Origin of the sequence: Dyella marensis (genome assembly GCF_049532885.1) — a bacterium.
Taxonomy (GTDB): Bacteria; Pseudomonadota; Gammaproteobacteria; order Xanthomonadales; family Rhodanobacteraceae; genus Dyella_D; species Dyella_D marensis.
In genome coordinates, this window is the sequence record NZ_CP064029.1 from 2613688 (window position 1) to 2638630 (window position 24943).

The following is a 24943-nucleotide window of genomic DNA, read 5'->3' on the forward strand; positions in this document are numbered from 1 at the left end:
TCAAGGCTTGGTGGTTTCGACCACGGTGGACGGCGCGATGCCGAAGGCCTTGCGCGCCGCATTGATCACTTTCTCGTCGCACGCGACCGGGTCGCGCGTGACCTCTTCGGGTTTTGCCGGCTTGAACTCCTGGGTCACCTTGCTGCCGACCAGGGTGATGTCGGCGCGCCGCATGAAATCGAAGGCCTGGTCGCGCTGCGCCTTGAACGGCTGCGCCTTGAACGCATCGCGCTCGGGGCCGGCCTTGGGCGCCGTCGGATCGGCCGTGCTGCCGGGCTTCTCGCCCAGGTACTCCTTCACCGCGTCTTCTTCCATCGGGCGGCCCACCGGCTCGGGCTTCTGCTTGCCCTGCAGCGGCGGCAGCTCGCTCTGGCCGTCCGCCTTGACGCCCGAGGTATCGCAATGCGGGCATACCTTCGGATCCTGCAGCCAGCGGAGCGCCGCTTCCGCGCGCTTCACCGACAGTCGGTCGTTGCCGATAAAGGACGGCTCGTGCTCGCGCCCGCGCGGGCCTTCCGGCGAGGTGAAGCCCTGCACCGCGGTGACGCGGTAGCCCTTGGCGGCCAGTGTCTCGATGTCGTCGGGCAGGTGGAAATCCTGGCGGATGGTGTCCTTGGCATAGTCGAAGTACACGCGCCGCACTTGAGGATCCGGACCCTTGAGCTCGGGCTGTCCGGGGTCGGCCGGCTTGCGCGTGACCTTGGCGCAGGCCAGGGTCACGTAGTGGCGCACGGTGTGGCAGTCGACGTTCTTCGGCTTGTCGCCAGGCGTGTAGCTGAAGCTGATGCCGCCCTGCTTCTGCTCCGCGTCGTACTGGCCCTGCGCGCCGAAGCCGCCGTACGGCGTCTTGACCTGCACGCCGCCGCCATAGGTCGGCTTGCCGGATACGCCGGCGGTGATGGTGGGGCCGATGGTGACGGTGACCTTGTCGCTGACCGCGACCTCGATGCCGAGCCCCGCGGTGAGCCGGCCGCTCTTGACCGGATCCTTGCCCGACAGCACGTTGCCGATCGCCTGCGCCACGGTGGCGGGCAGGCTGGCGGAGGGCGAGATGGTGACGCTGGTCTTGCCGCGGCAGTAAGTGATGTCGACGAAGACGTTCTGCGAGTCGTAGCCGGGCACCGCGGAAATCGTGGCCTTGGGCTCGGGCTTGTCGGTGGAATCGACCATGGTCACTTCGGTTTCCGACATGTCCGGGCAGCGCACCACTTTCTGCATGTCGTCCTTGCCGGCGCTGGCATAGCACTCGGCGATCTGCCGGCGGATCACGCCGCCGGCCGCCGGCGCCACGTAGGCGCGCCGGCCCTGCGCCACCGCATCCGCGGCGCGGTCGGCGGCGCGCTCGCTGGCGTCGTCGGCCGCACCCAGCTGCAGCTTCGGATGCAGTCCGCCGCCGCCCGCGTCCTGGATGGTGTGGGCCAGCTCGTGCGCAAGCAGATGCCGGCCGTCCGGCGTATGCGGCGCGTACTGCCGGTGGTCGAACACTAGGTGCTGGCCCACGGCATACGCCCGTGCGCCGACCGAACGCGCGGACGCCGCCGCCTGCCCATCCGTATGCACGCGCACGCCGCTGAAATCGTGGCCGAAGCGCGGCTCCATCCAGGCGCGCGCCGCGGCATCCAGCGGCCGCCCGGGCGTGCCCAGCACGTCGTGCACGATCCCCGGCACCGCCGCCTGCTGCGCGGATGCCCCGGCGCGCTCCTTGCGATGCACACGCTGCTTGCAGCTCTCGCATTCGCCGCCGGCCGCGTGGCTGCCGCAGGCGCATTTGCGCCGCAGCACGGGGCTGGCGACAGCGGCGGATGGAGCCGGCGCGAGCTTTGCGTTGGCAAGAGGCCGGTTCATGTCCGCTCCACCGCCGGCAAGGCGGCGGCGAGGCTTTGCCCCACTGCCGCGGCGAGGCGGGAACCAAGCCGCTCCTGACCTCGAACCGGCGCGGGCAGCGCCGCGGAAGGCAGCGCGCTGACGGCGCCGACATGGCGCAGCGCATCCATCGCCCCCGGCTGCGCGAGTTGCCGCGCCAGTTCCCGTTCAAGCAGTAGCCGCACGTCGGCGGCGCGTTCGCCGCCCAGCACGGCCTCGTCGATCACCAGCCGCTCGATATGCAGGGCGATGCTCACGGCTGTCCTCCCGCACTGCCCAGCCAGCGGAAGTCCGCTTCGTTGACCGGCTTCTCCAGCTTGCGGAACTCGTTGCGCGCGGCGTCCAGCAGCAGCGGCATGGTCACCTGCACGCCGTGCCTGGCGGCCAGGAACGCTGCGTTCAAGGCGATGCCCTGGATGCTGCCGCCGGTCAGCGCCAGCTTGGCCAGGCGCTCGATGTCCAGCGCGGCGGTGGCCACCTTGGCGGGAAAGGCCGAGGCCCACATCGCCTTGCGCTCGGCCACGCCGGGGAACGGGAAGTTCACCACGAAACGGATGCGGCGCAGAAAAGCCGTGTCCAGCGCGCTCTTCATGTTGGTGGCCAGGATGGCCAGGCCGCGGAAGCTCTCCAGCCGCTGCAGCAGGTAGTTCACTTCGATATTGGCGTAGCGGTCGTGGCTGTCCTTCACTTCGCTGCGGCGTCCGAACAGCGCGTCGGCCTCGTCGAAGAACAGGATCGCGCCGCCCTCTTCCGCCGCGTCGAACAGCTTGCGCAGGTTCTTCTCGGTGTCGCCGATGTACTTGCTGACCACGGCCGAGAGATCGATGCGGTACAGCGGCAGGCCCAGTTCGTTGGCGATCACTTCGGCCGCCATGGTCTTGCCGGTGCCGCTCTCGCCGGCGAACAGCGCGCTGATGGAAAGCCCGCGGTTCATGCGTTCGCGGAAGCCCCAGTCGTCGTAGACCACGCTGCGCTGCGCGACCTGGTCGGCGATTTCGCGCAGCAGGTTCTTCTCGCTGTCCGGCAGCTTGAGGTCGTCCCAGCCCGCCTTGGGCTCGATGCGCTGCGCCAGCTGGTCCAGCGCCGGCCGCGTGCGCGCCAGCGCGCCCTGCCACAGCGCTTCGCCCAGGCCTTCGGCCTTCTGTCCGGTCGCGGCCAGCGCGGTATGCGCGATCTGCCCGATCTTGCCGAGATTGAAATCGAAATGGCTGGCCAGCTGGCGCGAATGCTGCTCCGCGCCTTCGCCCAGCAGGTGCTGCCACACGCTGCGCTGTTCCAGCGAGGTGGGTCGGGTCACGTCGGCACTCAATGCATGTGTGCCGTTGTCGTTCCACGGCTCGCGCGTATCGATGAACAGCAGGCCGCCGGCGCGCGCCAGGAAACGGCGGATCGGGCCGGAAGCCGCATCCGCGCCGTCGATGGCGGAAGCGTCGATATACAGCGCCACCGGCATCAGCAGGCTCTCGCGCCGCCACAGGCGCACCAGGGCCTCCTGTTCGGCGATGCCCTGCGGCAGCAGCTGCGCCGACAGACGAAACGCCTGCGCACCGAAGCCGGCCGCCACCGTCTGTGCGATCGCCTGCTTGCTGGTGCTGTCCACGCCGACCAGCTGCACCGTGGGCAAGGGTTCGCCGAACGGCATGTGGCGCAGGTTGTCGAGCAGGCGGTCGGCCACGGCTTGCTGCGAAGGCGGCAGGCTGTCCGTGTTCAACGGCGTCAGCAGCGGCATCAGGCGGTCGTCGACGTAGTTCAGGCCCTTGGCGAAATTGACGATGCGCTCGTCCGCGCTCAGCGCGGCGCCGATCAGCGGCTGCGGCCCCGGCTGGTGGATCTCCAGCAGGCGCCAGTAGCGCAGCGGGCGTTCGGGCGAGAGCGCGTCCCAGCTCGGCTGGTCCAGCACGGCGAAGGCGAGCGCGAAGGTCGGCCAGGGCTTGGCGGGATCGTGCTGGGCCTGCGCGCACAGCGCGGGCATGCGCGTATCCAGTTCCATGCCGATGCACAGCAGCAGCAGATCGCGTTCGAAGTCGGACAGGCCCAGGCGCTGGGCCAGCAGTTGCAGCGCAGGGGCGAAGGCCGGCGCCTGTGCGGGATCGGCCGCGGTGTCGACGGCGATCGCCGCGGGCGGCGGTTCGGCCGCCTGCACCTCCGGTGGCACCGTGTCCGTCGTTGCCAATGGCGCAGCCTGCGCCGCCGGGTGCTCGCCGAACACGCGGGACAACCATGACGTATGCCGAGCTGCAGTGGCTTCGGGCGCCGGCGCCACCGTCGCGGGAATCGCCGGCACGTTGCGCGCGCCATTCGACGGCGCCGCCTCCTGCCCCGCGGCGCGCTGCAGCCGCGCGCGCAGGTCGGCCAGCGCATCGGCCAGGTATTTATCGTTCTCGGCGAGCCATTGCGCGTAATCGCTCATGACACCACCACTTGCTGAAGGCTGTCGAAGGCCGGCAACGGGCCGCTGAAATCGACCGGAATGCTGTCGGCGCCGTCGACGCGCAGGCGCACCGTATAGGTGCCGGCAGCCACGCCGGGCACATCGAAAACCAGCGCGGTGGGCTGGGCCGGATCGGCCGGGTTGGTGATGCTGGTCGGCGTCACCAGCTGGTCGCCGAACAGCAGGAACACGCGCTGCCCGTCGCGGATGCGCGGCAGGCAGGTCAGATTCAGATGCTGCGTGCCGGGCGAACCGGTGCGCGGCGTCAGCGTGATCGCCGGCGCCAGCGCCAGCGGCAGTTCGTTGCTGAGCAGCGCGGGCAGGCCCGGCGACTGCACCAGCAGCGACAGCGTGTAGATGCCCGGCGCCCAGCGCGACGGCGCCTGCGCATCCTCGGCGCTGTCGGCCAGATGCACCTGCAAGCTGCCCGCTGCCGGGCCCGCGGCCGGCACCACGTCCACCGGCGCATCGAGCCGCAGGCTGTTGAAGCGCGCCACCGCGTTGGCGGTGCTGAGCTGGCTGCCGCTGAGCACCAGATCGTCGCCGAGCCTGGCCGCCGCCTGCGCATTCGGCAGCGCCACGCTGCTGAGTGCCGGCGCCGTGGATGCCGTGCTGGTCACGCCGCGATCCTGCGGCCCGCGGCGCAGCACCGGCAGGCTGGCGCGCGATGGCGCCTGGCTGTCGATCAGCAGCACGGTCGCCTCGTAGGCGGCGGAGACGCGGTAGTTGGTCTGGAACGCGGTCCACAGCTTGGAGAGCTCTTCCACACTCTGCGGCAGCGGCGTCAGGCGCACGCGTTCGATCTGGTCGGCCAGGTCGTTGCCGAGCAAGGCGTTGCGGATGTCGTCGGCGTCGAGCAGCGGGCGGTCGTGCAGCGTGCTCATCGCCGCCGCCAGCACGCGGTGGCTGACCGCGTCGTTGTCGCTGTCGCCGCGGCCCCAGGCGGTGATCAGGTAATGCAGGTTCAGCGCCAGCGCCGGCTGCGCCGTTTCGCCGGGGCGCACGCGGCCGGGCATGTCCATATTGCGCCAGCCGGCGTTGTAGATGACCTGGTACAGGAACAGGTTGAGCTGGGCCTTGGTGATGCCTTTGCGCGCGACGTCCAGCGGCTGCAGGGTCACCTCCAGGTCGCCCAGGTCGGTATCCAGCAGCGGCATGCGGGCCAGCAGCACATTGCGCAGGGTGCGGGTGGCGGCGGCGATGGCGAGGACATTGCTCATGGCTTGGTTCCGCCGCGCTGGCGCAGGTAGTCGTCGAGCGCGCTGGGACGTGACGGCGCCGCAGCGCGCGGCGCCGTGGCGTTCGTGGGTGCGGCGCGCACTTCCAGCCGGCCGATGCTGACGTGCACGGCCGGTTCGCTGGACGGCTGCGCCGTGCCGGCCAGTGCTTTCGCCGGTGCGGGCGACGATGCGTTCGTGCGCCGCGCGTCGGCTTCGGGCCGGGTGGCGAAGACGGGCTGGCCCGGCGGCAACAGTTCGCCGGGTGCTTCTTCGTGCGAGGTCTCGATGGTGGTGCGTTCGCGCAGGATGCGGGTTTCTTTCAGCGGCTGAAGCTCGCCGGTGGAGGCAGGCTCCTGGCGCGAAACCGTCCGCGGCGATGCCGGCTCGATGGCCGCTTCGCGCACGGACGGCTTGCTCGAAGAAAACAAGCGCACTTCTTCCGTGACGATGCTGTGCTCGTGCCTGTCGGCCTGCGCCATAGAAGCGTGCGCAGATGAGCGCGCCGGCGCCAGTTCCGGTGCCTGCGCGAGCACTTTGCTCTCGATCCGGCGCACGTTCGGCACGGCCTGCTCCTGCGTTCGCTCGACCGCCGGCGCCGCCTGGATCTGCACCGACTCCTCGGTGACGGCCGCCCCACCCCGTCCCGCCGGCTCGAACAGCGACGGCAGCCGCGGCGACAGCATCGATTCGCTGCCGAGCGCGCGCGTAGCCACACGGTCGAGGAAGTCGCTCACGGCGCGCATTGCTCCAGGTAGGCCTGGCGGCGGCGCGGCGTCATCGCGAGGATGTCCGCTTCGCTCCAGTGGTAGTGGCGTGCCAGCGTGTCCACGTCGCGCAGCAGGCGCAGCGCCCAGGCGTGCAGTTCCTGCCACAGGAAGCGGGCGATATCGAAGGCCGGTTCCCAGTCGTGCGCGCATTCGGGGCAATGGAAGGCCAGCTGCAGGTCGGCCTGCGGATCGGCGGCGGCCATGGCCTGGGCCAGTTCCGCCTGCAGCGATTCCGGCAGGCTGGCCGGGGCAGCGCTCGACAGCTTCGTCGTTTCGATCACGCAGCGTTGCAGCAGCAGGCCGCGGGCATCGATCAGGTCGGCGCAATCCTGCAGTGCCAGCAGGTCGGCGCAGTTCACCGGGCGAAAACGCACGCGCAGGTCGTGCGCCGCCGATTGCAGTTCGAATACACCGGCGGAGGTGTCGTCGCCGGCATCCGGCCCGGTCAGCAGCGCATGCGCATCGAAGCTGACCTCGACCACCGCCTTGCACGCCGGGCAGTGCGCCACGCCATCCAGCCGCCGCCCGAACAGCCTCGCGTGCAGGCGCAGCAGCAAGGCATCGCGCCGCCCCAATGGCAACTGCAGCAGCGCGTCCTCGTCCGTGGCCTGGTCGGCCGCGCCGAGCAGATACAGGCTGCGCGCCGCGGCGGAGGCATCCCCGCCGCGTTCCCAGGCGCGCAACCAGTCGGCGGCGGTCGGCATGCGCACGGCCTCAGCCCGCCGGCACCGTGAAGCTGGGTTCGGTCGGTTCCTGCACGCTGACGTCGCGGTCCCAGCCTTCGTTTTCCAGCTTCAGATGCTGGATGGCCACGGCATTGGCATTGGCGTCCAGGTCCGGCAGCGCCTGGTATTCCGACACCCAGCAGCGATACAGGTGATAGGACAGCACCAGCTGGCCGGCCTCGTTGTAGACCTCCAGGATCAGGTCCTTGCGGAAGTCCTTGAGCGACACTTCGGCGCCCAGGCCGGCGCCGAAGTGCCAGACCTTGTTCGCCCACTTCTCGAATTCGAGATCGTGGGTGACGCCGCGTTCGATGGTGATCGCCTCGTATTCGGTACGCCCCGGCGACTTGCGGCTGCTGCTGGGGTCGCCGCCTTCGCGGTGCTTCACCACTTCGGTGGTGCGCTTCAGGCCCGAGACCTTGCTGATGCCGGCCACGTAGCGGCCGTCCCACTTCAGCCTGAACTTGAAGTTCTTGTACGGATCGAAGCGCTGGGCATTGACGCTGAACTGAGCCATGGTGTTGTCCTCAGGTCTGGATCTGGCCGGCCATCTGCTGCAGCTGGATGACCACGAACTCGGCGGGCTTGAGCGGCGCGAAGCCGACCACGATGTTGACGATGCCCAGGTTGATGTCGTTCTGCGTGGTGGTTTCGCCATCGCATTTGACGAAGTACGCGTCGGTCGGCGACTTGCCCTGGAACGCGCCCTGGCGGAACAGGTTCTGCATGAAGGCGCCGACGTTGAGGCGGATCTGCGCCCACAGCGGTTCGTCGTTGGGTTCGAACACCACCCACTGCGTGCCGCGGAACAGGCTTTCCTCGATGTACAGCGCCAGGCGCCGCACCGGGATGTACTTGTAGTCGTCGGCCAGCAGGTCGGCGCCGCGCAAGGTGCGCGAACCCCACACCACCGGCCCCGCGTTCGGGAAGTTGCGCAGGCAGTTGACGCCCAGCGGATTGAGCATGCCGTTCTCGGCATCGGTCATCACCGTGGACAGGCCCTGCACGCCGTTCAAGGATGCATCCAGCCCCGCCGGCGCCTTCCACACGCCGCGCTGCGTGTCGGTGCGCGCCATGATGCCGGCCACGATGCCGCAGGGCACGAAGGTGTCGAGCTGGCCCTGCCGCGCCGGGTCGGACTGGATCACCCGCGGGAAGAACAGCGCCGCGTTGCGCGCGGCGGTGCCGGTCAGGCCCAGGCCGGACACGGTGCCGGCATTGATCGAGCTGGGCGTGGTCCATGCGCCGGGCGCATCCACGATCAGCAGCGCGCGGCGGTCGACGCACAAGGCCATCGCCGCCTGGTACACGCCATTGCTGGTATCGCCGCCGCGCACGTCGGCGGGGATGCACAGCAGGTTGAACAGATCCACCTTCTTCAGCGCATAGATGCCGGTCTTGGCGTCCTGGTTGCCGAGGTAATCGGCATCGGCGGAGAGCTTCTCGCTGTCCTGCGCCACGGTGGTCACGGCTACCGAGGTGGCGGCGGCGGGCGTGCTGCCGTTGTCGTCCCAGATGGTCTTGCCGGCGTCGGTGGTGTCCGACATCGCCGACGGCGGCTTCGCGCCCAGGGTGGCGCCGGCCTGCAGGCGGATCAGCGCGGAGCTGGCCTTCAGCACGCGGTCGACGCGGCGCGGGCTCTCCACCACGGTGACGTTGAGGAAGCTTTCCTGCGCGCCGCTGGCCGTGTCGCGCACGGTGAGGTTGAACAGGTCGGCCGGGGTGAGGCCGTACAAGGCGGCCACGTCGGCCGACACGTGGTTGTCCACCCGCACGCGCAGCTTGTTGGCCCAGGCGCCCGGCGAGGCGGCTTCCAGCAGCAGCGCGACGGCGGGCGGGGTCAGGCCGGGCGCGGTGATCTGCGCCTTGGCGCCGGCCGCGCCGGCCTTGTACAGGCGCACGATCACCGCCTGCGCACCGCCGTTGAGGAAGAAGTCGCGCACCGCGTAGCCCATGGGATACGCCGGATCGAGCGCGCCGAAGATGCGCTCGTAGTCGCCGTAGCTGTTGATGGTGACCGGGCCGTCGGCGTCGGCATCGACCGGTCCTTTCGCGGCGCGGCCGACGAAGGCGGCGATCGAGGTGGCCACGCCGGTGATGGTGCGGACACCGCTGGGAATCTCCTCGATATAGACGCCTGGATAACTCAGGGTGGCAGGCATGGCTGTTTCCTCAAGGGTTGGCGGGATGCGTCGGTCAATGCAGCGGCGCCGGGTCCGCGCGGTTCAGCGCGTACAGCACGGCGCCGCCGGGAAGGCGGTCGCGCCGCAGCTGGCCGCGCTCGACCAGGTGGCTCAGCGCTTGCTCGATGCGTCGGCGTTCGGTGACGTAGCGCTGCTGCGGCAGCCACCAGCTCACGATGCCGTCGAGCGTGTCGGCGGCATCGGGATGCTGCGTGAGATAAGCCAGCACCGCGCCTTCCACTTCGCGCCAGCCGTTCTCCGGGTTCTGCCGAGGATTCATGCGTCACCTCCACGTCGAGGAGGACTGAGGCAAGCGCCGTGCCAGCGTTCGCCCTGCTCGAAAATGGCTTGAAACAAGGGATTTGCGCGTGGACCCGGATGCCAGCCGGGTGAGCTTTGCCCCGGTCCGCGGGCGCGGGTGGGTCAAAGCGCACCCGAGTTCCGCGGCATGCCGCGGGCTAGCGGAAGCCGCCGGTCTCGATGCCGTGCTTCTTCAGCAGCTTGCCGAGCTGCCTGCGCTCCGTACCGGAAAGACGCGCCGCGGCGCTGATATTGCCGGCGGTGCGCTTCATCAGCCCGAGCAGATAACTGCGCTCGAACGCGCACATGGCGTTCTTCTTCGCGGACAGGTAATGCAGGTCACCGTCTTCGAGGAAGATGTCCGCCGACTCCTCGGATGAAACATAAGCCGCGGGCGCGATCAGCCCGTCGAGAATGGAGGCGCCGATCATCGCGCCCTCGGTACCGAGATAAGCGCGCAGCACCACGTTCTCCAGCTCGCGCACATTGCCCGGCCAGCCGTGCGCGTCGAGCACGCGCAGGGCTTCGTCCGTCCAGCGCTTGGCCGGACGATCCAGCCGCTGCGCCAGCTGGGCGAGGAAATGCTGCGCCAGCATCGGAATGTCGCCGGCGCGCTCGCGCAGCGGCGGCAGGCATACATGCAGCGCATTGAGCCGGTATTGCAGATCGCGCCGGAACAGGCCGGCCGCGACGCGCGTTTCGAGGCAGGCATTGGTGGCCGCCACCACGCGCGCGCTCGACACGCGCGCCGCGCCGCCGCCGACGGGACGGTATTCGTTGTTTTCCAGAAAGCGCAGCAGGGTCACCTGCGCCTTGCTCGACAGCGAGTCCACTTCGTCCAGGAACAGGGTGCCGCCGCGCGCATGGTCGATCAGCCCGGGCTGCGCGCTCTTGGCGTCGGTATAGGCGCCGCGCTCGTGCCCGAACAGTTCGTTCTCGATCAGATTGTCCGGCAGCGCGCCGCAGTTGACCGGCACGAACGGCCGCTCGCTGCGCGCGCTGGCGTAATGGATTTCCCGCGCGGCGAGCTCCTTCCCGGTACCCGTCTCGCCTTCGATCAGCACTTGCACATCGCAGCCGGCGTAGCGATGCAGCTGCGCACGCATCAGCTCGAACGCCTTGGATTGCCCCAGCATGGCCGGCATCGTCCCTTCTCCCTAGGATCCCATCGCCGTCGACACGTCGCGCCGCCCGATGAGTTTTACTCCCCGGAGATCAAGGGCTTGGGCGGCCACCTCGGCGAGTATGCATGGCGGCGCGCAGCGTTTCCCATCGGTAGAAAGTTATAGGAGTGTGCGCTGGTGTGCATTTACTCCCTGGCCTTGTTTGCTAGTGCTTTGTGGCGATGTAACGCGGTTCCGTGCACGCCGGGTCAAGACGGCAGTGCAGCGATATGGCGTTTGCGCGGCGGGAGCGATGCCGGCGCTTTCGCGCCGCTTACTTGGGCGCACCCTCGGGTGCCGGCACCAGCACGTCGTCGTCCTTGCTCCACGCCGGCGTGGTGATGGCGTAGAACTTCAGCACTTCGCCCTTGCTGGCGCGGATGGAGCGCACGACGGCGGGCGGGATCAGGATGTAGTCGCCGGGGCCTACCGCGTGTGCGACGCTGCCGGTCCACACTTCGCCATGTCCTTCGAGGATAAAGAACGATTCCTCGCCGGCCTTGTTGTGGCTCCATGCGCTGGCATGGCCCGGATCGAGTTCGAACAGCGCGACGCTGCCCAGCGTGGAGCGTGCACCGGCCGGTGCGGCGCGCCCGGTGAGTTCCTTCAGCCGGACGCCTGCGGAGACCTTGATGAAAGGCAGCTCGGAGGGCGCGATGACTTTCGCGCTGTCGTCCGCCTTGGCGGCGACGGGAGCAAGCGTAGCGAGGGAAGCGGAAAGTGCCAGCAGCAGTGCGGCCTTGGGCTGCATAGGTGGGGACCTTTGAGTTCTTGGCGGCGAAGAGTAGCGCACAAATCGCCTTGCGCACGTTGCATGAAGCCCAAGGCCGCCATCGGCGGCCGTCATCCCGGCGCAGGCCGGGATGACGGCCAAGCCCCAGGCTTCAGGGACTGGCGCCCGCACGTATCGTTTCTTCGTTGATCGCGCGCACCATGGCCTCGTCCACCTTCTCGACCTTGCGGTCGTAGGTGTACAGCCCGTTGTGCTCACCCTCCACGTCGGTGATCTGCGTATACACGCTGCCGGACATGCCCTTGGGCACGCCTTTGTCGCGCAGCACCGCGGTGTTGGCGACGTAGCCGGCGTTCAGCGCATCGCGGTCCTTTACCGCGCCGTACGGATTGATGGCGGTGTTGGGCCACACGTGGCCGGGCACGCCCAGGGTGAGGCCGCCATGCTCGCCGTCGATGGCGGCGCGTTCCGCATCGGGGCTGGGCAGGCCGGGGCCTTGGTAGTCGTGCACGTCGTAGACGTCGCCCGCATGCGGGTCGCCCTTCATGTCGCAGCAGTTGGCGCCGCTGCGCGCGTCGACCAGGCGCGAGGGATCGAGCTGCTTGATCTGCGCGGACAGCTCGGCGGCGGCGGGGATGCTCCACTGGCCCCAGCCTTCGTTGAACGGGATCCAGCCGATGATGGAGGTGACGCCGCGCAGCTGTTCGACGATGGCGGAGACGTCGGCGCGGAAGCTCGCCTTGTCGGCTTCGCTGAGCTTGTCGTTGCGGTCGGTGGGCAGCGCCGGCATGTCCTGCCACACCATCAGGCCGATGCGGTCGGTCCAGTAGTACCAGCGCGCCGGCTCGACCTTGATGTGCTTGCGGATGGTGTTGAAGCCGAGGTCCTTGGTCTTCTGGATATCGAACTTCAGCGCCGCGTCGGTGGGCGCGGTGTGGATGCCGTCGGGCCAATAGCCCTGGTCCAGCGTGGCCAGCAGGAAGGTCGGCTTGCCGTTCAGCACGATGCGGTTGCGGCCACCGACCTTTTCGACCGCGACGGTGCGCAGGCCGGCGTAGCTGGTGACTTCGTCATGCTGGTCGCCCAGGGTGAGCGTGGCCTTGAAGGTGTAGAGGAAGGGATCCTGCGGGCTCCACAGGTGCGGATGCGCGATGGCCAGCTTCAGCGGCTGGCCGGCCGCGCCGCTCGCCTCGCCCACGGCCTTGCCGTCCGCGTAGGCGGTGACGCGCAGCGTGGCGTCTTTCGCGTCGCCTTGCAGCTTCGCGCTGACGGTGAACGCATCGAGGCTGCGCGCGGGCGTGAATTCGAGCTGCGCCAGGCTGGTGGCAGGCACCGGCTCCAGCCATACCGATTGCCAGATGCCCGAGGCCGCGGTGTAGAAGATGCCTTCGGGCTTCAGCCGCTGCTTGCCGACCATGATGTTGGCGGCATCCACCGGCGCATGCACGGCGACCACGATCTCCTGCGGCCCTTTCGCGCGCAGCGCCGAGGTGATGTCCGCGCCGAAGGACGTATAGCCGCCCGTATGCTTGGCCACCTGCGTGCCGTTGACGTACACGGTCGCCTCGTGGCTCACCGCGCCGAAGTTCAGCCGCACGTGCTGGCCGTTGGCCGTATAGGCGGCCGGAATATCCACCGTGCGGCGATAGAACATGTAGTCGGCATGCTGCTGCACGCCCGAGAGCACCGACTCGACCGGATACGGCACCAGCACCTGCGCCTTCAGCGCCTGGCCGAACGGCGGCTTGTCCTGCCCGTCATCCGCCGCGTATTGCCACAGCCCGTTCAGGCTCATCCATTGCGGATGCTCCAGCGATGGGCGGGCGAGCTGCGGACGCGGGTATTCGGGCAGCGCGTTCTTCGGCGAAACCGCGGCCGTCCACGGCGTGGCCAGCAGCGCCGGCTTGCCGTTCCACACTTTCGTCGGCTGCTCCGCCGCCATCGCCGCGGAAGCGAGGCTCATGGCCGCGATCGTGCCGACCCAGGCGCCCGCGCGCCGTACCAGGAGGTTGTTCGTCATCCGCCCTTCCCTCATCGGTTGCGTTGGAGAACGGGAGAATGACTAATTGTCGGACAAATGTCCAAGCGCGCCGCCGCACGGTGTGAAACCGCCCGCCGTTTGATCGAGCGCCACCATATGGCTGAGCACACCGGCGAGGCTGCGCAGGTCTTGTGCGTTGTGCTTCAGCACGCGATAGAGATCGGTGGGATCGCCTGCGCGCAGGAAGCGCAGCCACGCGGCCGGCGCCTGCGATCCCGGCAGGTCGTCTTCGCGGACGACGCCGAGCAGCTGGCGCTCGATGGTGGCGAGCTTGCAGTTCGGCCAGTGCGCGCGCCAGCGCCGGCGCACGGGATGCAGCAGGTCGATATGCCGCAGCCCTTGCAGCGGGCTGCTCATGCGTTCGAGGCGAAAGCGCGTATTCAACAAGGGAGCGTCGTAGCTCTTGCCGTTATAGGTGCCGAGCACCGTTGCCGGCGTGATCCATGCGCGTAGCTGCTCCAGCATCGCGGCCTCGCCGGCCAGCGCGGTGATGGTGAGCTGGCTCAGCACGAACCGCGCGCCGTGCCAGCGCGCCACGCCGATCATGAAGGCGCGGGTGCCGGTGCCGCCGGCCAGTCCGGTGGTTTCCGTGTCGAGGAACAGCATGTCCGCGGGGTCGATCCGCTCGGGGATCTTGGCGAACGAGGCATCGAACGGCAGCGGCACGGAAGGCCAGTCCGTCGTTGCTTCGGCGAGCCATAGCCCTGGTGCCAACTCACTGCCCAAACCAGTCGGCGTATTCGTGACAGACCGCTGCCGCGCCGGCGTGGAACGGCGAACAGCCAGCAGGCGCGACAGGTCGGCGGGCAATCGCGGGGCCGGAGCAGCGGCGCCGCCGGCCATACCCGCCTGCCCGCGCAGCCGCCGCAAACGTGCGGCGAGATCCGTCACAGGTCGGCCAGCAGGGCGAGCACCATCGCGCCGAGATCCTTCATGGAACGCGCGGCGGTTTCGTCCGAAGCCAGTACCGGCCCGACGCAGGCGGGACAGCCGAGCCGGCAATCGCACAGCTCGATCAGCTGGCGCGCTTTTTCCACCAGCTCGGCGCGGCGCTCGAACAAGGGCGCGCTGAGTCCCACGCCACCGGGAAAAGCGTCATACAGATAGAGAGTCGGGATAAACGGCGCGTGCGGGTCCTGCACTTCCTCGCCCCACCCCGTATGCACGCGTGCATGCCCCGAGCTGTCCGGCACCGCGAACCACGCGCCGTCGCCGCTGCCCACCGCCTTCTGCAGATCGCGCCCCTCGGCCATCACCGCCACGGTGGCGACGGTATGCAGCGCGGTGGAGGCGGCGAGAAAACCGTCGAGCGCGTCCTGGCGCCGCTCGAAGGCATCGTCCAGCGTGCGCTGCGCCAAGGCCCACCACACCGAAGTCGTGTGCAGTTCGCTGTCCGGCAGGTTGACGTTGCCGTAGCCGATGTTCTCGTGCGTGTAGTAGCGGATCTTCTTGTAGCCGGCGACGCGCCGCACCACGTGCACTTCGCCGTGATGGCATTCGCCGCGTCCGGAAGAAGACGAGTCGAACCGGTCCAGCACCTTCAGCCTGGTGTAGTCGATTGCATCCGTGTAGTAGTCGGCTTCGGTGCGCGTGACATAGGCCTTGCGCCCGGTCCAGTCCAGGCGCTCCACCTGGTACGGCACCGACTGCACCATATGGATGGCGCCTTCGTACAGCGTGAGCGGCGCCGCGCTGTAGTCGACCTCGGCGATGATGGTCTGGCGTCCGCCCGTGCGGTTGACCACCACGAAGTTGCCTTCCGCCACCGAGCGCAGCGACACCGCATTGGCCGGATAGCTGTCGGCGATCCACTCGAAGCGCTGGCCTTCGCGATGCAGCACGCCTTCTTCGGCCAGCACTTCCAGCCAGGGTTCCACCAACTGGCCGCCGAAGGCATCGCCGGCGCGGAACGGCAGCTCGAACGCCGCGCAGCGGATATGGTCGAGCAGGATCAGCGGCTGGTCCTGGGCAATCCGCGCATGCTCCGGCGAGGCGTCGCGGAAATATTCCGGATGGCGCACCAGGTACTGGTCCAGCGGCTCGCTCGATGCCACCAGGATGCCCAGCGAAGGCTGCTGGCGGCGGCCGGCGCGGCCGAAGCGTTGCCACGTCGCCGCCACCGAACCCGGATAGCCGTTGAGCACGGTGACGTCCAGCGCACCGATGTCGACGCCCAGCTCCAGCGCCGAGGTGCTGACGATGCCGTCCACTTCGCCCGCGCGCATGTCGCGCTCGGCCTGGCGGCGCTCGGTGGGCAGATAGCCGCCGCGGTAGGCGCGGATGCGCGGCCGCTTGCGCGGGTCGTGGTCGAACACGTCCTTGAGGTACTTGGTCAGCACCTCGACCATCAGCCGGCTCTGTGCGAACACCAGGGTCTTCAGCCCCGCGCGGATCGCCGTGCGCGCGATGCGGTTGGTCTGGCTGCGCGCCGAGGCGCGCAGGCCGAGATCCGCATTGAGCACCGGCGGATTCCACAGCAGCACATGCTTGGGGCCGGTGGGCGCGCCGCTTTCCAGGATCGGCGCCACCGGCTGCTCGATCAGCGCCGCCGCATGCTCGGCCGGGTTGCCGATCGTCGCCGAGCACAGAATGAATTGCGGCGACACGCCGTAGAACGCACAGACCCGGCGCAGCCGCCGCAGCACATTGGCCACGTGCGAGCCGAATACGCCGCGATAGGTGTGCACCTCGTCGATCACCACATAGCGCAGGTTCTCGAAGAACTGCGCCCACTTGGTGTGATGCGGCAGGATGGCCTGGTGCAGCATGTCCGGATTGCTCACCACCACGTCGCCATGCAGGCGGATGGCCTGGCGCGCATCGCCCGGCGTGTCGCCGTCGAAGGTGAAGGCGCGCACGCCCAGCTCGCAGGCCGCATTGAGTTCCAGCAGCTCGGCCACCTGGTCCTGGGCCAGCGCCTTGGTCGGGAACAGGTACAGCGCCTTCTTGCCCGCCGTCATCACCGAAGTCACCACCGGCAGGGTGAAGCACAGCGATTTGCCGGAGGCAGTGGGCGTGGCCACCACGATGTTTTCGCCGCGCGAGGCGGCCGCCCAGGCCCGGCCCTGGTGCTCGTACAGCCGGGCCACGCCGCGGGCGCGCAGCGCGGCGGCCAGCGGCGCGGGCAGGTCCTCGGGCAGCGGCACATAGCGGCCCTCCTTGCCCTCGACCACGAACTGGCCGGTGACGCGGTCGCCGTAGCGCTGGACCAGCCGCCCGGCCAGCTCCGCGCCGCTCAGCCGCAGCAGGCGCTGGTCGTCCTCGTCCACGATGGGGGCCGGCAAGGGGGCGCGCATGGATAGTCTCCGGGGAAAGCCGCCGCATTCGAATGCCTTCGCGTCTCACGGATTGAGACCGGCGCCGGAGACCAGGCCGACCGGGACTTGAAGGCGGCGAAGCGCCTGCGGCAGCATCGAATTCAAGCCACCGCCGCAGGTTGGGGTGAGCGCAGCAAACCCCAACGGACCCCGCCGGATCGCCAGCCGGCGCCACGTTGGGGTTCGCTGCGCTCACCCCAACCTGTGCCGCGTTTCGATGCCTGCGCTTCAACCCCACCCCCGAGGAGTTTGCGATGAAGCTAGCTACCCACGTTGTCGCTTCGACCATCCTGCTGCTGGCCACCCTGCCCGCCCTGGCGCAGCAGGATGGCCGCAAGCACATCGTCATCGGCCGCACGCCGGCGGAAGTGGCCAAATCGCCATGGAGCGATGCGGTGCTGGTCGGCAACACCTTGTATCTGTCCGGCTATATCGGCGTGGATGCGCACAACCAGGTGCCCAAGTCGGCGGAAGAGGAAACCCGGCTGGCCATGGAAGAACTCAAGCACACGGTGGAAGCCGCCGGCATGAGCATGGACGACATCGTGAAGATCGACGTGCTGTGCACCGACCTGAGCCTGTTCCCGCCATTCAATTCGGTCTATCGCACCTACTTCAAGAACGGTTTCCCGGCGCGTACTTTCACCGGCAGTTCCCAGCTGCTGCTGGGCGCGCATTTCGAAATCACCGGCGTGGCGATCAAGGCCGGGAAATAAGCCGCCGCGGCGGGCCGTCGACTTGACGCCCGCCGCACCCTTGGGCCACTTTCCGGCCATTGCATCGAAGCCAAGCCACTGCCGCCATGCGCCGCGAGATCGCCATCGTCGTTTTTCCGGGATTCCAGCTGCTGGACGCGGCCGGCCCGGTGGCCGTGTTCGAGATGGCGGAACGCTTCCGGCCGGACAGCTATGCGATCAGCGTGCTTTCTCCCGGCGGCGGCGTGGTGCGCAGTTCGTCCGGCGTGAGCCTGGCGGCCACGCCGATCGAGCCCCGGCATTTCGACACGGTGATCGTCTCCGGCGGCAACCTGGCGCAGGTGGAGGAAAGCCACGCCGACATCGTCGCCTGCCTGGGCGCCGAAGCCTGGCGCCGCGTGGCGGGCGTCTGTTCCGGCGCGTTCTTCCTGGCCCAGGCCGGCCTGCTCGATGGCCGGCGCGCCACCACGCATTGGGCCGCCGCCGAGCGCTTCCGCCGGCTGTATCCGCAGGTGAAGCTGGATGCGGACCGCATGTTCGTCCGCGACGGCGAAGTGTGGACCTCGGCGGGCATCGCCGCCGGCATCGACCTGGCGCTGGCCCTGGTGGAAGACGACCTCGGCCCCGGCATCGCGCGGCGTGCCGCCCAGCAGCTGGTGGTGCATCAACGGCGCCATGCAGGGCAATCGCAGTACTCGGTGCTGGTCGAACAAGGCGGCAAGACCGGCCGCTTCGGCGACCTGATCGGCTGGATGCGCAAGCGCCTGGCCGAGCCGATGACCGTGGAACGCCTGGCCGCGCGGGCCGCGATGAGCCCGCGCAACTTCGCCCGCGCCTTTACCGCGGAGATCGGCGCCACGCCTGCCAAGGTGGTGGAAGGCCTGCGCCTGGAAGCCGCGCGCGTCGCGGTCGAGACCAGCCATATGCAGCTGGACCATATCGCCGCTTCCACCGGCTTCGGCGATTCCAGCCGCATGCGCCGCGCCTTCGTGCGCAGCTTCGGCATGTCGCCGCAGTCGCTGCGCCGCAGCGCGGGCGCCTGAAAGCCGCTGGCGGTTTTTGTCCGGAAATTGTCCTTGCCGGTGCCGGCCGGACCGACCATAAAGAGCGCCACCGGGCGGCCCCGATAAGGCGGCGCGCCCGCAGCATCGCTCCATTCTTCGCCATGAGGTTCCGCATGCGCCCGACCCTGATCGCCTCGGCCTGCCTGCTGTCGGCAGGCCTTGCCCACGCCGCACCCGCACCGGCTCCGACCCGGCTCGACCATATCCTGCTGTGGGGGCACGGCATCGACCAGATCACCTCGGTAATGGCGGTGAAGCTGGGCTTCCAGGTCCGCCCCGGACGCGATCCCGACGGCGTCGCCAACCGCTATATCCGCCTGGCGGACAGCAGCTTTATCGAAATCCTCGGCATCACCAGGCCGAACCCCAAGTTCGATCCGGGCATGAAGGAAGACCAGGAAGCGCTGAAGGGCGGCCCCGGTTCGCGCGCCTTCGGTTTCCGCAGCTCCCGGCTCGACGCCATCCGCAGCACGCTGCAGGCCAAGCAATATGCGGTGACGCCGTTCTTCTCCGGCCCCGACAGCGCCAAGCCCGGCTGGCGGCTGTTCGCCTTCGACAAGGCGCCGCTGTCGAGCAATACCTTCTTTATCGATTACAAGGCCGATTACGCGCCGGACCAGTTCGACCCCGCCAATACCGCGGATTATCGGGTAACGCGCGAACACCCCAACGGCGCGCGCGAGCTTTCCTCGATCTGGCTGGTGTCGGCGGATGCGGATGCCGATCGCAAGCAGCTGGAGAACATGGGCTTCGGCCATGCGGTGCCGGTGAAGCTGCCGGAGCTGGGTGCGAAGGGGTTCTGCGTGCCGGTGGGGCCGACGGCATTGCTGGCGTTGCAGCCGGATGGCGCCGGACTGGCGGCACAGGCGATGGCTGCGGGGCCGCGCATTCTCGGCGTCAGCTATGGGGTGACCGATCTTGGGCGTGCGCAGCGGTGGGTGGAGCGGGGGTATCAGCAGAAGCTGACGACGTATCGCGGCTTGTCTGGCGAGTCGGTGCTGGCGCCGACCGTGGACGATCTGGGCTTGTCGGTGGAATTCCATGCGCTGAAGCCGGGCGGTTCGCCCTGCCCGGCTGCGTAAGTCGTCCGGTGATCGGCGCCCCTGCGGGCGCCGGTCGATCACTCGCCCCTGGCCAAAAGCGCAGCCTTCGCCACCTTCGCGGTGTGGTGGTCGCCATCGTGGCTCCAGCCCGGCGGCATGATCAGGTACAGCAGCTTGTTGTGCAGCCCTGGCGCGCGCCACACGTCGCGGCCCAGCAGCCAGAATTCGCCGAGATAGGCATCGAGCACGCTGTAGCGCTTCACCGGCCGCGTGATGCCGTATTCGATCCGGATATCGTCGCGCGCATCCATGTAGGTGCCGAACACGCGGTCCCAGATCGGCAGCAGATTGCAGAAATTCGTATCCATGTAGAGCACGTTGCGCGCGTGGTGCACACGGTGATGCGAAGGCGTCAGCAGCACGCGATGCAGCGGGCCCAGCTTGCCCTTGGGCAGTACGTTCTCGCCCAGGTGGATCAGCTGGCCCCAGAAGCTGTCGATGATCATGATCAGGATCAGCAGCGGCGGGCTCACCCCCAGCAGCATGCAGATGCTGGTGCGTACGAAATCGGCGTACGGGCCTTCCAGAAAGATATGCGCGTAATTCACCGACAGGTTCATGGCCACCGGCGCGTGGTGCGTGGAATGCAGGCACCACAGCAGCCGCACCTTGTGCGCCAGGAAGTGATAGACGAAATGCGCCAGCTCCCACACCACATAGCCGTAAATCAGTCCGTACCAGGTCAAGCCCGCCTGGAAGGGCGCGAACCGGTTGAACAGGCCGATGCAGAAACCGACCATGGCGATGGTGAGAAAGCTGCCGATAAAACGGTTCAGCACCATCACCAGCAGCGGCACCTGGTAATCCTCGCGCCGGGTGCGGCGCAGGATCACGCCGCGCACCAGCTCGAACACCAGCAGCAGCGGGATGATCGGACCCAGCAGCTTGCCGAAGCCATCGACGGTGAGCAGGCTCCGGTAGTTGCCGGACGCAATCACGTCCAGCCAGGCGCCCAGGCCGAAGAAATCGGCCAGCTGATGGCGGATCCAGTCCAGGACAAGCATGCAGCCCCTCGGCGGTGACGGCGCAGGCGTCGATCGCACGCTAACTTGTCACGATCCAATCCTGCATACAAGCAAGCTGAGCCCTCCACGCGCCGCCGCTGCGCGCGGTGCGCGGCGTTGCGGACCGCGCGGCGGCGGCGCTATCGTGCCGCCCTTTGCAGCGAGGCCCGCACGCGCGCGGCGCCTTCCTGCCCATCCGCATGGGAGCAAGCCATGAAGCGAGTCACCGGCATCGGCGGCATCTTCTTCAAAGCCAAGGATCCGAAGGCGCTCGGCGCCTGGTACAAGACCCATCTGGGCATCGACGTGCAGGCCTGGGGTGGCGCCGCCTTCCGCTGGAAGGGACCGGACAATCCCGATGGCGGCGGCACCACGGCGTGGAGCCTGTTCGCCGCGGACACCGATCACTTCGCCCCGGGCCAGTCCTCTTTCATGATCAATTACCGCGTCGACGACCTGCATGCGCTGCTCGCCGCGCTGCGTGCCGAAGGCGTGCAGGTCGAGGACAAGGTGGACGAATCGGACTACGGCAAGTTCGGCTGGATCGTCGATCCGGAGGGCAACAAGGTGGAGTTGTGGGAACCGCCGGCCGGCATGTAGTTCCGGGATTTTTTAATCTTTAAAGTCAATAAATTACAATAATAATTGAATGTAGTTTAGCCTGGTCGTGCAACCGCTCGTGCGCAAGGATGCGCGCCGCCCGTTCGTGGCGGTACTCAAGTCCGCCGCGCATCGGCCGATGCAGACTGTGTAGCCTGAGCAGGAACCCGAGTGAACGTCAGTTTCAGTTTGTCCGGCGCGATCGCGCCCTTCCCCGTCAAACCCGGCGGCGCCGCCACGGCGCAGGCCGCCAGCTCCCCGAAGAGCCATTCCGTCACCGCCACGCTCAGCGCCGCGACCTCCGGCACGCGCCCGTCGGCCAGCAAGAGCAGCAGCGATTCGGACAGCGGCAGCATCACGGTGCAGACGCTGCGCAAGCAGCTCGAACGCCTGCAGAAGCAGCTCGCGCAGCAGGAACGCCAGCTGCGCTCGGCGGTGGCGCGCGACAAGGACAACGATCCGGCCAATGCGCCGCGCATCGCCGCGCTGCAGTCCGCCGTGGCCACCACCATGGGGCAGATCGCCGAGACGGTGGCCAGGCTGGCCGCGGCGATCATGGCCGAGAGCGGCAGCAGCAGCGGCGGGCTGGTCAGTTCGGCGGCCTGAGCGCCCCGCGCGCTCGCCCCGGCGGAAAAAACATAAGGCGGCATGGCCGATATCTGATAAGCCTTGGGCTTCGTCAGATGCCGGCGATGCGCGATGATCGGGCGCCTCGCCTTTCCCACTGAGGGGTTCGAACATGCCCGATGCTTACTCGTTGCCGCGCCGCCTTGGCCTTGCGCTCGCACTCACCCTGACCTGCTCCCCGTTGCTTGCCGCGGATGCACCGCCGGTGGCGACCGTCGCCACCGGCCGCCTTGCCGGCATCCACGACGCGAAAACCGGCCTGAACGAGTTCAAGGGCATTCCCTACGCCGCGCCGCCCGTCGGCCCGCTGCGCTGGAAACCGCCGCAACCGGCGCTGGCATGGAAGGACGCACGCAAGGCCGACCGCTTCGGCCCGCGCTGCATGCAGCGCCCGATCTTCAGCGACATGGTGTTCCGCTCCGACGGCATGAGCGAGGACTGCCTGTACCTCAATGTGTGGGCGCCCGCGAACGGTGCCGGCAAGAAGCTGCCGGTGCTGGTGTATTTCTACGGCGGCGGCTTCGTCGGCGGCGACGGCTCGGAGCCGCGCTACGACGGTGCGGCGCTGGCCCAGCGCGGCATCGTGACCGTCACGGTCAACTACCGCCTGGACGTGTTCGGCTTTCTTGCCACGCCGGAGCTGTCCGCCGAATCGCCGCAGCACGCCGCCGGCAACTATGGCCTGCTCGACCAGGCCGCGGCGCTGGCCTGGGTGAACCAGAACATCGCCGCGTTCGGCGGCGATCCGGACCAGGTCACCATCGGCGGCGAGTCGGCCGGCTCCATGTCGGTGTCGGCGCTGATGGCGTCACCGTTGTCGAAAGGCCTGATGCGCGGGGCGATCGGCGAAAGCGGTTCCGTGCTCGGCAATCTCGAACCGCGCCCGCTGGCGCAGACGCTGCAGGAAGGCAGCGCATTCGCGCGGCGCGTCAACGCAAGCTCGCTGCCGCAGTTGCGCAAAGCCAGCGCACAGTCGCTGCTCGATGCCGCCGGCCAGAAGGACGTGCCGGAATTCGGCCCCACCGTCGACGGCTATTTCTTCCCCCGCTCGCCCACGGCCATCTATGCGGCCGGCGAGCAGGCGCATATCCCGCTGCTGCTCGGCGCCAACTCGCAGGAAGGCAGCTACGTCAACCTGCTCGACAAGGCCGCGCCGGATCCGGCCCATTACCGCGCCGCGGTACAGAAGCAGTTCGGCGAACACGCCGATGCCGCGCTCAAGCTCTATCCCGGCACGAACGAGGCGCAGATCAAGGCCAATGGCACGGCGCTCGCGGGCGACAAGTTCATCGCCTACTCGACCTGGGCGTGGATGCGCGCCCATCGCCAGACCGGACAGGCGCCGGTGTTCTATTACTTCTTCAACCAGGCACGCCCGGCCAAGCGCGACGGCAGCGCCGGCCCGGATGCCGGCGCGGTGCACAGCGGCGAAATCGAATACGCGCTGGGCAATCTGCCGGGCAATGCCGTGTATGCGTGGACGCAGACCGATCGCCAGGTCTCCGAAACCATGCAGGGCTATTGGGCGCAGTTCATCAAGACCGGCACGCCGAACGGTCCCGGCCTGCCGCACTGGCCGGCCGCGGCGGACAAGGATGGCGGCCTGCTGCGCCAGACCATCGGCGCGGACACGCGTACGCAGGTCGATCGCGATGCGGCGCGCTACGAGTTCCTGCAGCGCGCGCTGGCCGGCGAGCATCTCTAGGGTTGGGCCCCAACGCTGCGGCAAGCTGTGGTGCCTGTTGGGGTTCGCCTTTGGCTCACCCCAACCTACGGGCGGCGGAGGGAGTCTCAGTCCGCGTAGTCTTCCGCGTGGCTCACGTCGTCGGTCGGCCACCAATAGCGGCCGTTGTCAGCCGGCGACAGGTTGGTATTGCCGTCGCCGGGCCGCGCCTGGTAGACGTTGTTGCGCCACACCGATCCCTGCGCCGTGCCGCCCCACAGCCCGCCGTACACCGGACCCCACAGTTCCTTCAGCTCCGCCGAGAACACATTGCCGGTCACCGTGAGGTTGGTGGCATTGTTTTTCACGCCGAAGCTCAGCGCATAGCCATAGCCCGACACATAGTTGTTGGTGAAGCTGATGCGGTCGTAGACGCCATCGCCCTGCAGCGCCAGCGCATTGGTATTGCCCAGCGAGGCGATGGTGTTGTGGTCGATGATCATCGGCCCGCCGTCGCCCTCGCTCTGCGGCCCGATGCCGTCGTGGTGGTAGACGTTGTGCGAGGTGTCGGCCGCGTCGTGGATGTAGTTGTTGGTCCACGTCGACGGGCGGTCCGGAAAGCCCGTGGTCATCTCCAGGCCCGCATTGCCCCAGATATCGTTGTGATCCATCGTCGCCACCGCTTCGTTCATGGTGGTGACCAGCTGCCAGGACTGCTTGAACGGCGTGCCGGACGTGGTGTGCGAGGAGGACACCGTGCCGTCGTTGCCCGGCGGCAGCGCATAGGCGCTGGGCTTGAAGGTGGAATAGCGGAAGGTGACGCTGCTGGCCGCATACAGCTGCACCAGGTTGTCGTTCGGGCTCTTGCCCTCGAACAGGCAGCCGACGAAGGTGAGGTCGTCGCCGTAGATCACCACTTTCGAGGCCAGGAAGCGGGTGAAGGCGATCACGCTGTGATCCGGATAAGTGACGATGATCGGCTTGCTCGCGCTCATGCTCGCGGCGTAGTCGGTGAGGTGTCCCGGATACGCGCCCAGCCCCAGGCCGCCGGTATTCGCGGGCGTATTGGCATAGCCGGTATTGGAGAAGTCGGGCCAGTAGCCGGAGCCGTCGTTGGGCCGCGCCGTGAGCGCGGTGGCGGCAGTGGCGTAGCGGCTCAGCGGATCGGAGCCGGGCGACGCCGCATGCGCCGCGAAGGGTATCTGCGTCAGCAGAACGGCGGTGAACAGCTGGGAACAGGCAACGGTACGCGCTGAATGCATGGCTGATTCCTTGTGGACTTCAAGATGGGAACACGGCGCGGCGAACCGCCGGCCTTGGATGAAGACTTCCAACCACGGATGTACGGCGCTTCGCGGCAAGCGGCTGCCGCGAAACTGATGACTGGACGAGACAGCGGCCTTGCCTGTGACAGGCAAGGCGATATGAGCGGTATGGATGGCCC

At 68.3% G+C, this 24943-nt stretch carries 22 protein-coding genes; 6 read left to right on the forward strand and 16 right to left on the reverse strand.

Features of this window, described 5'->3' with window-relative positions; all coding sequences use genetic code 11:
• The 14 genes from ISN75_RS11415 to ISN75_RS11480 form a co-directional block, all read right to left on the reverse strand.
• A complete protein-coding gene (locus ISN75_RS11415) occupies window positions 1-1845 on the reverse strand; it encodes an eCIS core domain-containing protein (RefSeq protein ID WP_343821978.1) in 1845 nt (614 codons plus the stop codon).
• A complete protein-coding gene (locus ISN75_RS11420) occupies window positions 1842-2120 on the reverse strand; it encodes a hypothetical protein (protein ID WP_168648653.1) in 279 nt (92 codons plus the stop codon). Before ISN75_RS11420 ends, ISN75_RS11415 begins: the two co-directional genes overlap by 4 nt.
• Entirely contained in the window at window positions 2117-4273 is a 2157-nt protein-coding gene (locus tag ISN75_RS11425; protein WP_343821975.1) for an ATP-binding protein, read from the reverse strand. Before ISN75_RS11425 ends, ISN75_RS11420 begins: the two co-directional genes overlap by 4 nt.
• Entirely contained in the window at window positions 4270-5514 is a 1245-nt protein-coding gene (locus ISN75_RS11430; protein ID WP_343821973.1) for a DUF4255 domain-containing protein, read from the reverse strand. The genes ISN75_RS11425 and ISN75_RS11430 overlap by 4 nt, the downstream gene beginning before the upstream one ends.
• Entirely contained in the window at window positions 5511-6248 is a 738-nt protein-coding gene (locus ISN75_RS11435) for a hypothetical protein (RefSeq protein WP_343821971.1), read from the reverse strand. The genes ISN75_RS11430 and ISN75_RS11435 overlap by 4 nt, the downstream gene beginning before the upstream one ends.
• Complete coding sequence (locus ISN75_RS11440) at window positions 6245-6985, reverse strand: hypothetical protein (protein ID WP_343821969.1); 741 nt, start codon at window positions 6983-6985, stop codon at window positions 6245-6247. Before ISN75_RS11440 ends, ISN75_RS11435 begins: the two co-directional genes overlap by 4 nt.
• 10 nt (window positions 6986-6995) lie before the next feature.
• A complete protein-coding gene (locus tag ISN75_RS11445; RefSeq protein ID WP_167258246.1) occupies window positions 6996-7523 on the reverse strand; it encodes a phage tail protein in 528 nt (175 codons plus the stop codon).
• 10 nt (window positions 7524-7533) lie between these two features.
• Window positions 7534-9168, reverse strand: a complete 1635-nt coding sequence (locus ISN75_RS11450; protein WP_167258248.1) for a phage tail sheath family protein — start codon at window positions 9166-9168, stop codon at window positions 7534-7536.
• A 34-nt stretch (window positions 9169-9202) separates the two neighbouring features.
• Window positions 9203-9469, reverse strand: coding sequence for a hypothetical protein (locus tag ISN75_RS11455; protein ID WP_167258250.1), 267 nt, complete (start codon window positions 9467-9469; stop codon window positions 9203-9205).
• A 178-nt stretch (window positions 9470-9647) separates the two neighbouring features.
• Window positions 9648-10634: a sigma-54 dependent transcriptional regulator gene (locus ISN75_RS11460; protein ID WP_343821967.1), complete on the reverse strand. Its 987-nt coding sequence runs from the start codon at window positions 10632-10634 to the stop codon at window positions 9648-9650.
• A gap of 292 nt (window positions 10635-10926) precedes the next feature.
• On the reverse strand, window positions 10927-11403 hold the full coding sequence (locus ISN75_RS11465) for a cupin domain-containing protein (RefSeq protein WP_343821965.1): 477 nt from the start codon (window positions 11401-11403) through the stop codon (window positions 10927-10929).
• Window positions 11404-11536: 133 nt separating this feature from the next.
• Window positions 11537-13405 (reverse strand): glycoside hydrolase family 2 protein, encoded by a 1869-nt coding sequence (locus tag ISN75_RS11470; RefSeq protein WP_343821962.1) that lies wholly within the window; start codon window positions 13403-13405, stop codon window positions 11537-11539.
• Between the two features lie 42 nt (window positions 13406-13447).
• Window positions 13448-14317 (reverse strand): ribonuclease H-like domain-containing protein, encoded by an 870-nt coding sequence (locus ISN75_RS11475; protein ID WP_343821960.1) that lies wholly within the window; start codon window positions 14315-14317, stop codon window positions 13448-13450.
• Window positions 14314-16722, reverse strand: coding sequence for a DEAD/DEAH box helicase (locus ISN75_RS11480; protein WP_423385161.1), 2409 nt, complete (start codon window positions 16720-16722; stop codon window positions 14314-14316). The genes ISN75_RS11475 and ISN75_RS11480 overlap by 4 nt, the downstream gene beginning before the upstream one ends.
• A 275-nt stretch (window positions 16723-16997) precedes the next feature.
• Here ISN75_RS11480 and ISN75_RS11485 point away from each other — a divergent pair, with 275 nt between their 5' ends.
• The 3 genes from ISN75_RS11485 to ISN75_RS11495 all read left to right on the forward strand — a co-directional run bounded on the left by ISN75_RS11485 (window position 16998) and on the right by ISN75_RS11495 (window position 19584).
• Window positions 16998-17459, forward strand: a complete 462-nt coding sequence (locus tag ISN75_RS11485; protein ID WP_343821957.1) for a RidA family protein — start codon at window positions 16998-17000, stop codon at window positions 17457-17459.
• An 86-nt stretch (window positions 17460-17545) separates the two neighbouring features.
• Window positions 17546-18481 carry a GlxA family transcriptional regulator gene (locus tag ISN75_RS11490; RefSeq protein ID WP_167258260.1) on the forward strand — a complete coding sequence of 312 codons (936 nt, stop codon included), beginning with the start codon at window positions 17546-17548 and terminating at the stop codon, window positions 18479-18481.
• A 134-nt stretch (window positions 18482-18615) separates the two neighbouring features.
• Window positions 18616-19584 carry a VOC family protein gene (locus ISN75_RS11495; protein WP_167258262.1) on the forward strand — a complete coding sequence of 323 codons (969 nt, stop codon included), beginning with the start codon at window positions 18616-18618 and terminating at the stop codon, window positions 19582-19584.
• A 38-nt stretch (window positions 19585-19622) separates the two neighbouring features.
• On the opposite strand, the gene ISN75_RS11500 is transcribed toward ISN75_RS11495, so the two are convergent.
• Entirely contained in the window at window positions 19623-20609 is a 987-nt protein-coding gene (locus ISN75_RS11500) for a sterol desaturase family protein (protein ID WP_167258264.1), read from the reverse strand.
• A 213-nt stretch (window positions 20610-20822) separates the two neighbouring features.
• Here ISN75_RS11500 and ISN75_RS11505 point away from each other — a divergent pair, with 213 nt between their 5' ends.
• The 3 genes from ISN75_RS11505 (at window position 20823) to ISN75_RS11515 (ending at window position 23541) form a co-directional block, all read left to right on the forward strand.
• Entirely contained in the window at window positions 20823-21209 is a 387-nt protein-coding gene (locus tag ISN75_RS11505) for a VOC family protein (protein WP_167258266.1), read from the forward strand.
• A 171-nt stretch (window positions 21210-21380) separates the two neighbouring features.
• A complete protein-coding gene (locus tag ISN75_RS11510) occupies window positions 21381-21815 on the forward strand; it encodes a hypothetical protein (RefSeq protein ID WP_167258269.1) in 435 nt (144 codons plus the stop codon).
• A 133-nt stretch (window positions 21816-21948) separates the two neighbouring features.
• Window positions 21949-23541 (forward strand): carboxylesterase/lipase family protein, encoded by a 1593-nt coding sequence (locus ISN75_RS11515; protein ID WP_343821953.1) that lies wholly within the window; start codon window positions 21949-21951, stop codon window positions 23539-23541.
• 86 nt (window positions 23542-23627) lie between these two features.
• Here ISN75_RS11515 and ISN75_RS11520 read toward each other — a convergent pair whose 3' ends face one another.
• A complete protein-coding gene (locus ISN75_RS11520; RefSeq protein ID WP_343821950.1) occupies window positions 23628-24761 on the reverse strand; it encodes a hypothetical protein in 1134 nt (377 codons plus the stop codon).
• Window positions 24762-24943: the final 182 nt, after the last annotated feature.

Coding starts and splice junctions, on each gene's coding strand:
- ISN75_RS11505 (WP_167258266.1), top strand. CDS start 20,823: ATGAAGCGAGTCACCGGCATCGGCGGCATCTTCTTCAAAGCCAAGGAT.
- ISN75_RS11415 (WP_343821978.1), bottom strand. CDS start 1,845: ATGAACCGGCCTCTTGCCAACGCAAAGCTCGCGCCGGCTCCATCCGCC.
- ISN75_RS11495 (WP_167258262.1), top strand. CDS start 18,616: ATGCGCCCGACCCTGATCGCCTCGGCCTGCCTGCTGTCGGCAGGCCTT.
- ISN75_RS11450 (WP_167258248.1), bottom strand. CDS start 9,168: ATGCCTGCCACCCTGAGTTATCCAGGCGTCTATATCGAGGAGATTCCC.
- ISN75_RS11455 (WP_167258250.1), bottom strand. CDS start 9,469: ATGAATCCTCGGCAGAACCCGGAGAACGGCTGGCGCGAAGTGGAAGGC.
- ISN75_RS11500 (WP_167258264.1), bottom strand. CDS start 20,609: ATGCTTGTCCTGGACTGGATCCGCCATCAGCTGGCCGATTTCTTCGGC.
- ISN75_RS11520 (WP_343821950.1), bottom strand. CDS start 24,761: ATGCATTCAGCGCGTACCGTTGCCTGTTCCCAGCTGTTCACCGCCGTT.
- ISN75_RS11490 (WP_167258260.1), top strand. CDS start 17,546: ATGCGCCGCGAGATCGCCATCGTCGTTTTTCCGGGATTCCAGCTGCTG.
- ISN75_RS11470 (WP_343821962.1), bottom strand. CDS start 13,405: ATGACGAACAACCTCCTGGTACGGCGCGCGGGCGCCTGGGTCGGCACG.
- ISN75_RS11440 (WP_343821969.1), bottom strand. CDS start 6,985: ATGCCGACCGCCGCCGACTGGTTGCGCGCCTGGGAACGCGGCGGGGAT.
- ISN75_RS11480 (WP_423385161.1), bottom strand. CDS start 16,722: ATGCGCGCCCCCTTGCCGGCCCCCATCGTGGACGAGGACGACCAGCGC.
- ISN75_RS11465 (WP_343821965.1), bottom strand. CDS start 11,403: ATGCAGCCCAAGGCCGCACTGCTGCTGGCACTTTCCGCTTCCCTCGCT.
- ISN75_RS11515 (WP_343821953.1), top strand. CDS start 21,949: ATGCCCGATGCTTACTCGTTGCCGCGCCGCCTTGGCCTTGCGCTCGCA.
- ISN75_RS11460 (WP_343821967.1), bottom strand. CDS start 10,634: ATGCCGGCCATGCTGGGGCAATCCAAGGCGTTCGAGCTGATGCGTGCG.
- ISN75_RS11425 (WP_343821975.1), bottom strand. CDS start 4,273: ATGAGCGATTACGCGCAATGGCTCGCCGAGAACGATAAATACCTGGCC.
- ISN75_RS11430 (WP_343821973.1), bottom strand. CDS start 5,514: ATGAGCAATGTCCTCGCCATCGCCGCCGCCACCCGCACCCTGCGCAAT.
- ISN75_RS11485 (WP_343821957.1), top strand. CDS start 16,998: ATGAAGCTAGCTACCCACGTTGTCGCTTCGACCATCCTGCTGCTGGCC.
- ISN75_RS11445 (WP_167258246.1), bottom strand. CDS start 7,523: ATGGCTCAGTTCAGCGTCAATGCCCAGCGCTTCGATCCGTACAAGAAC.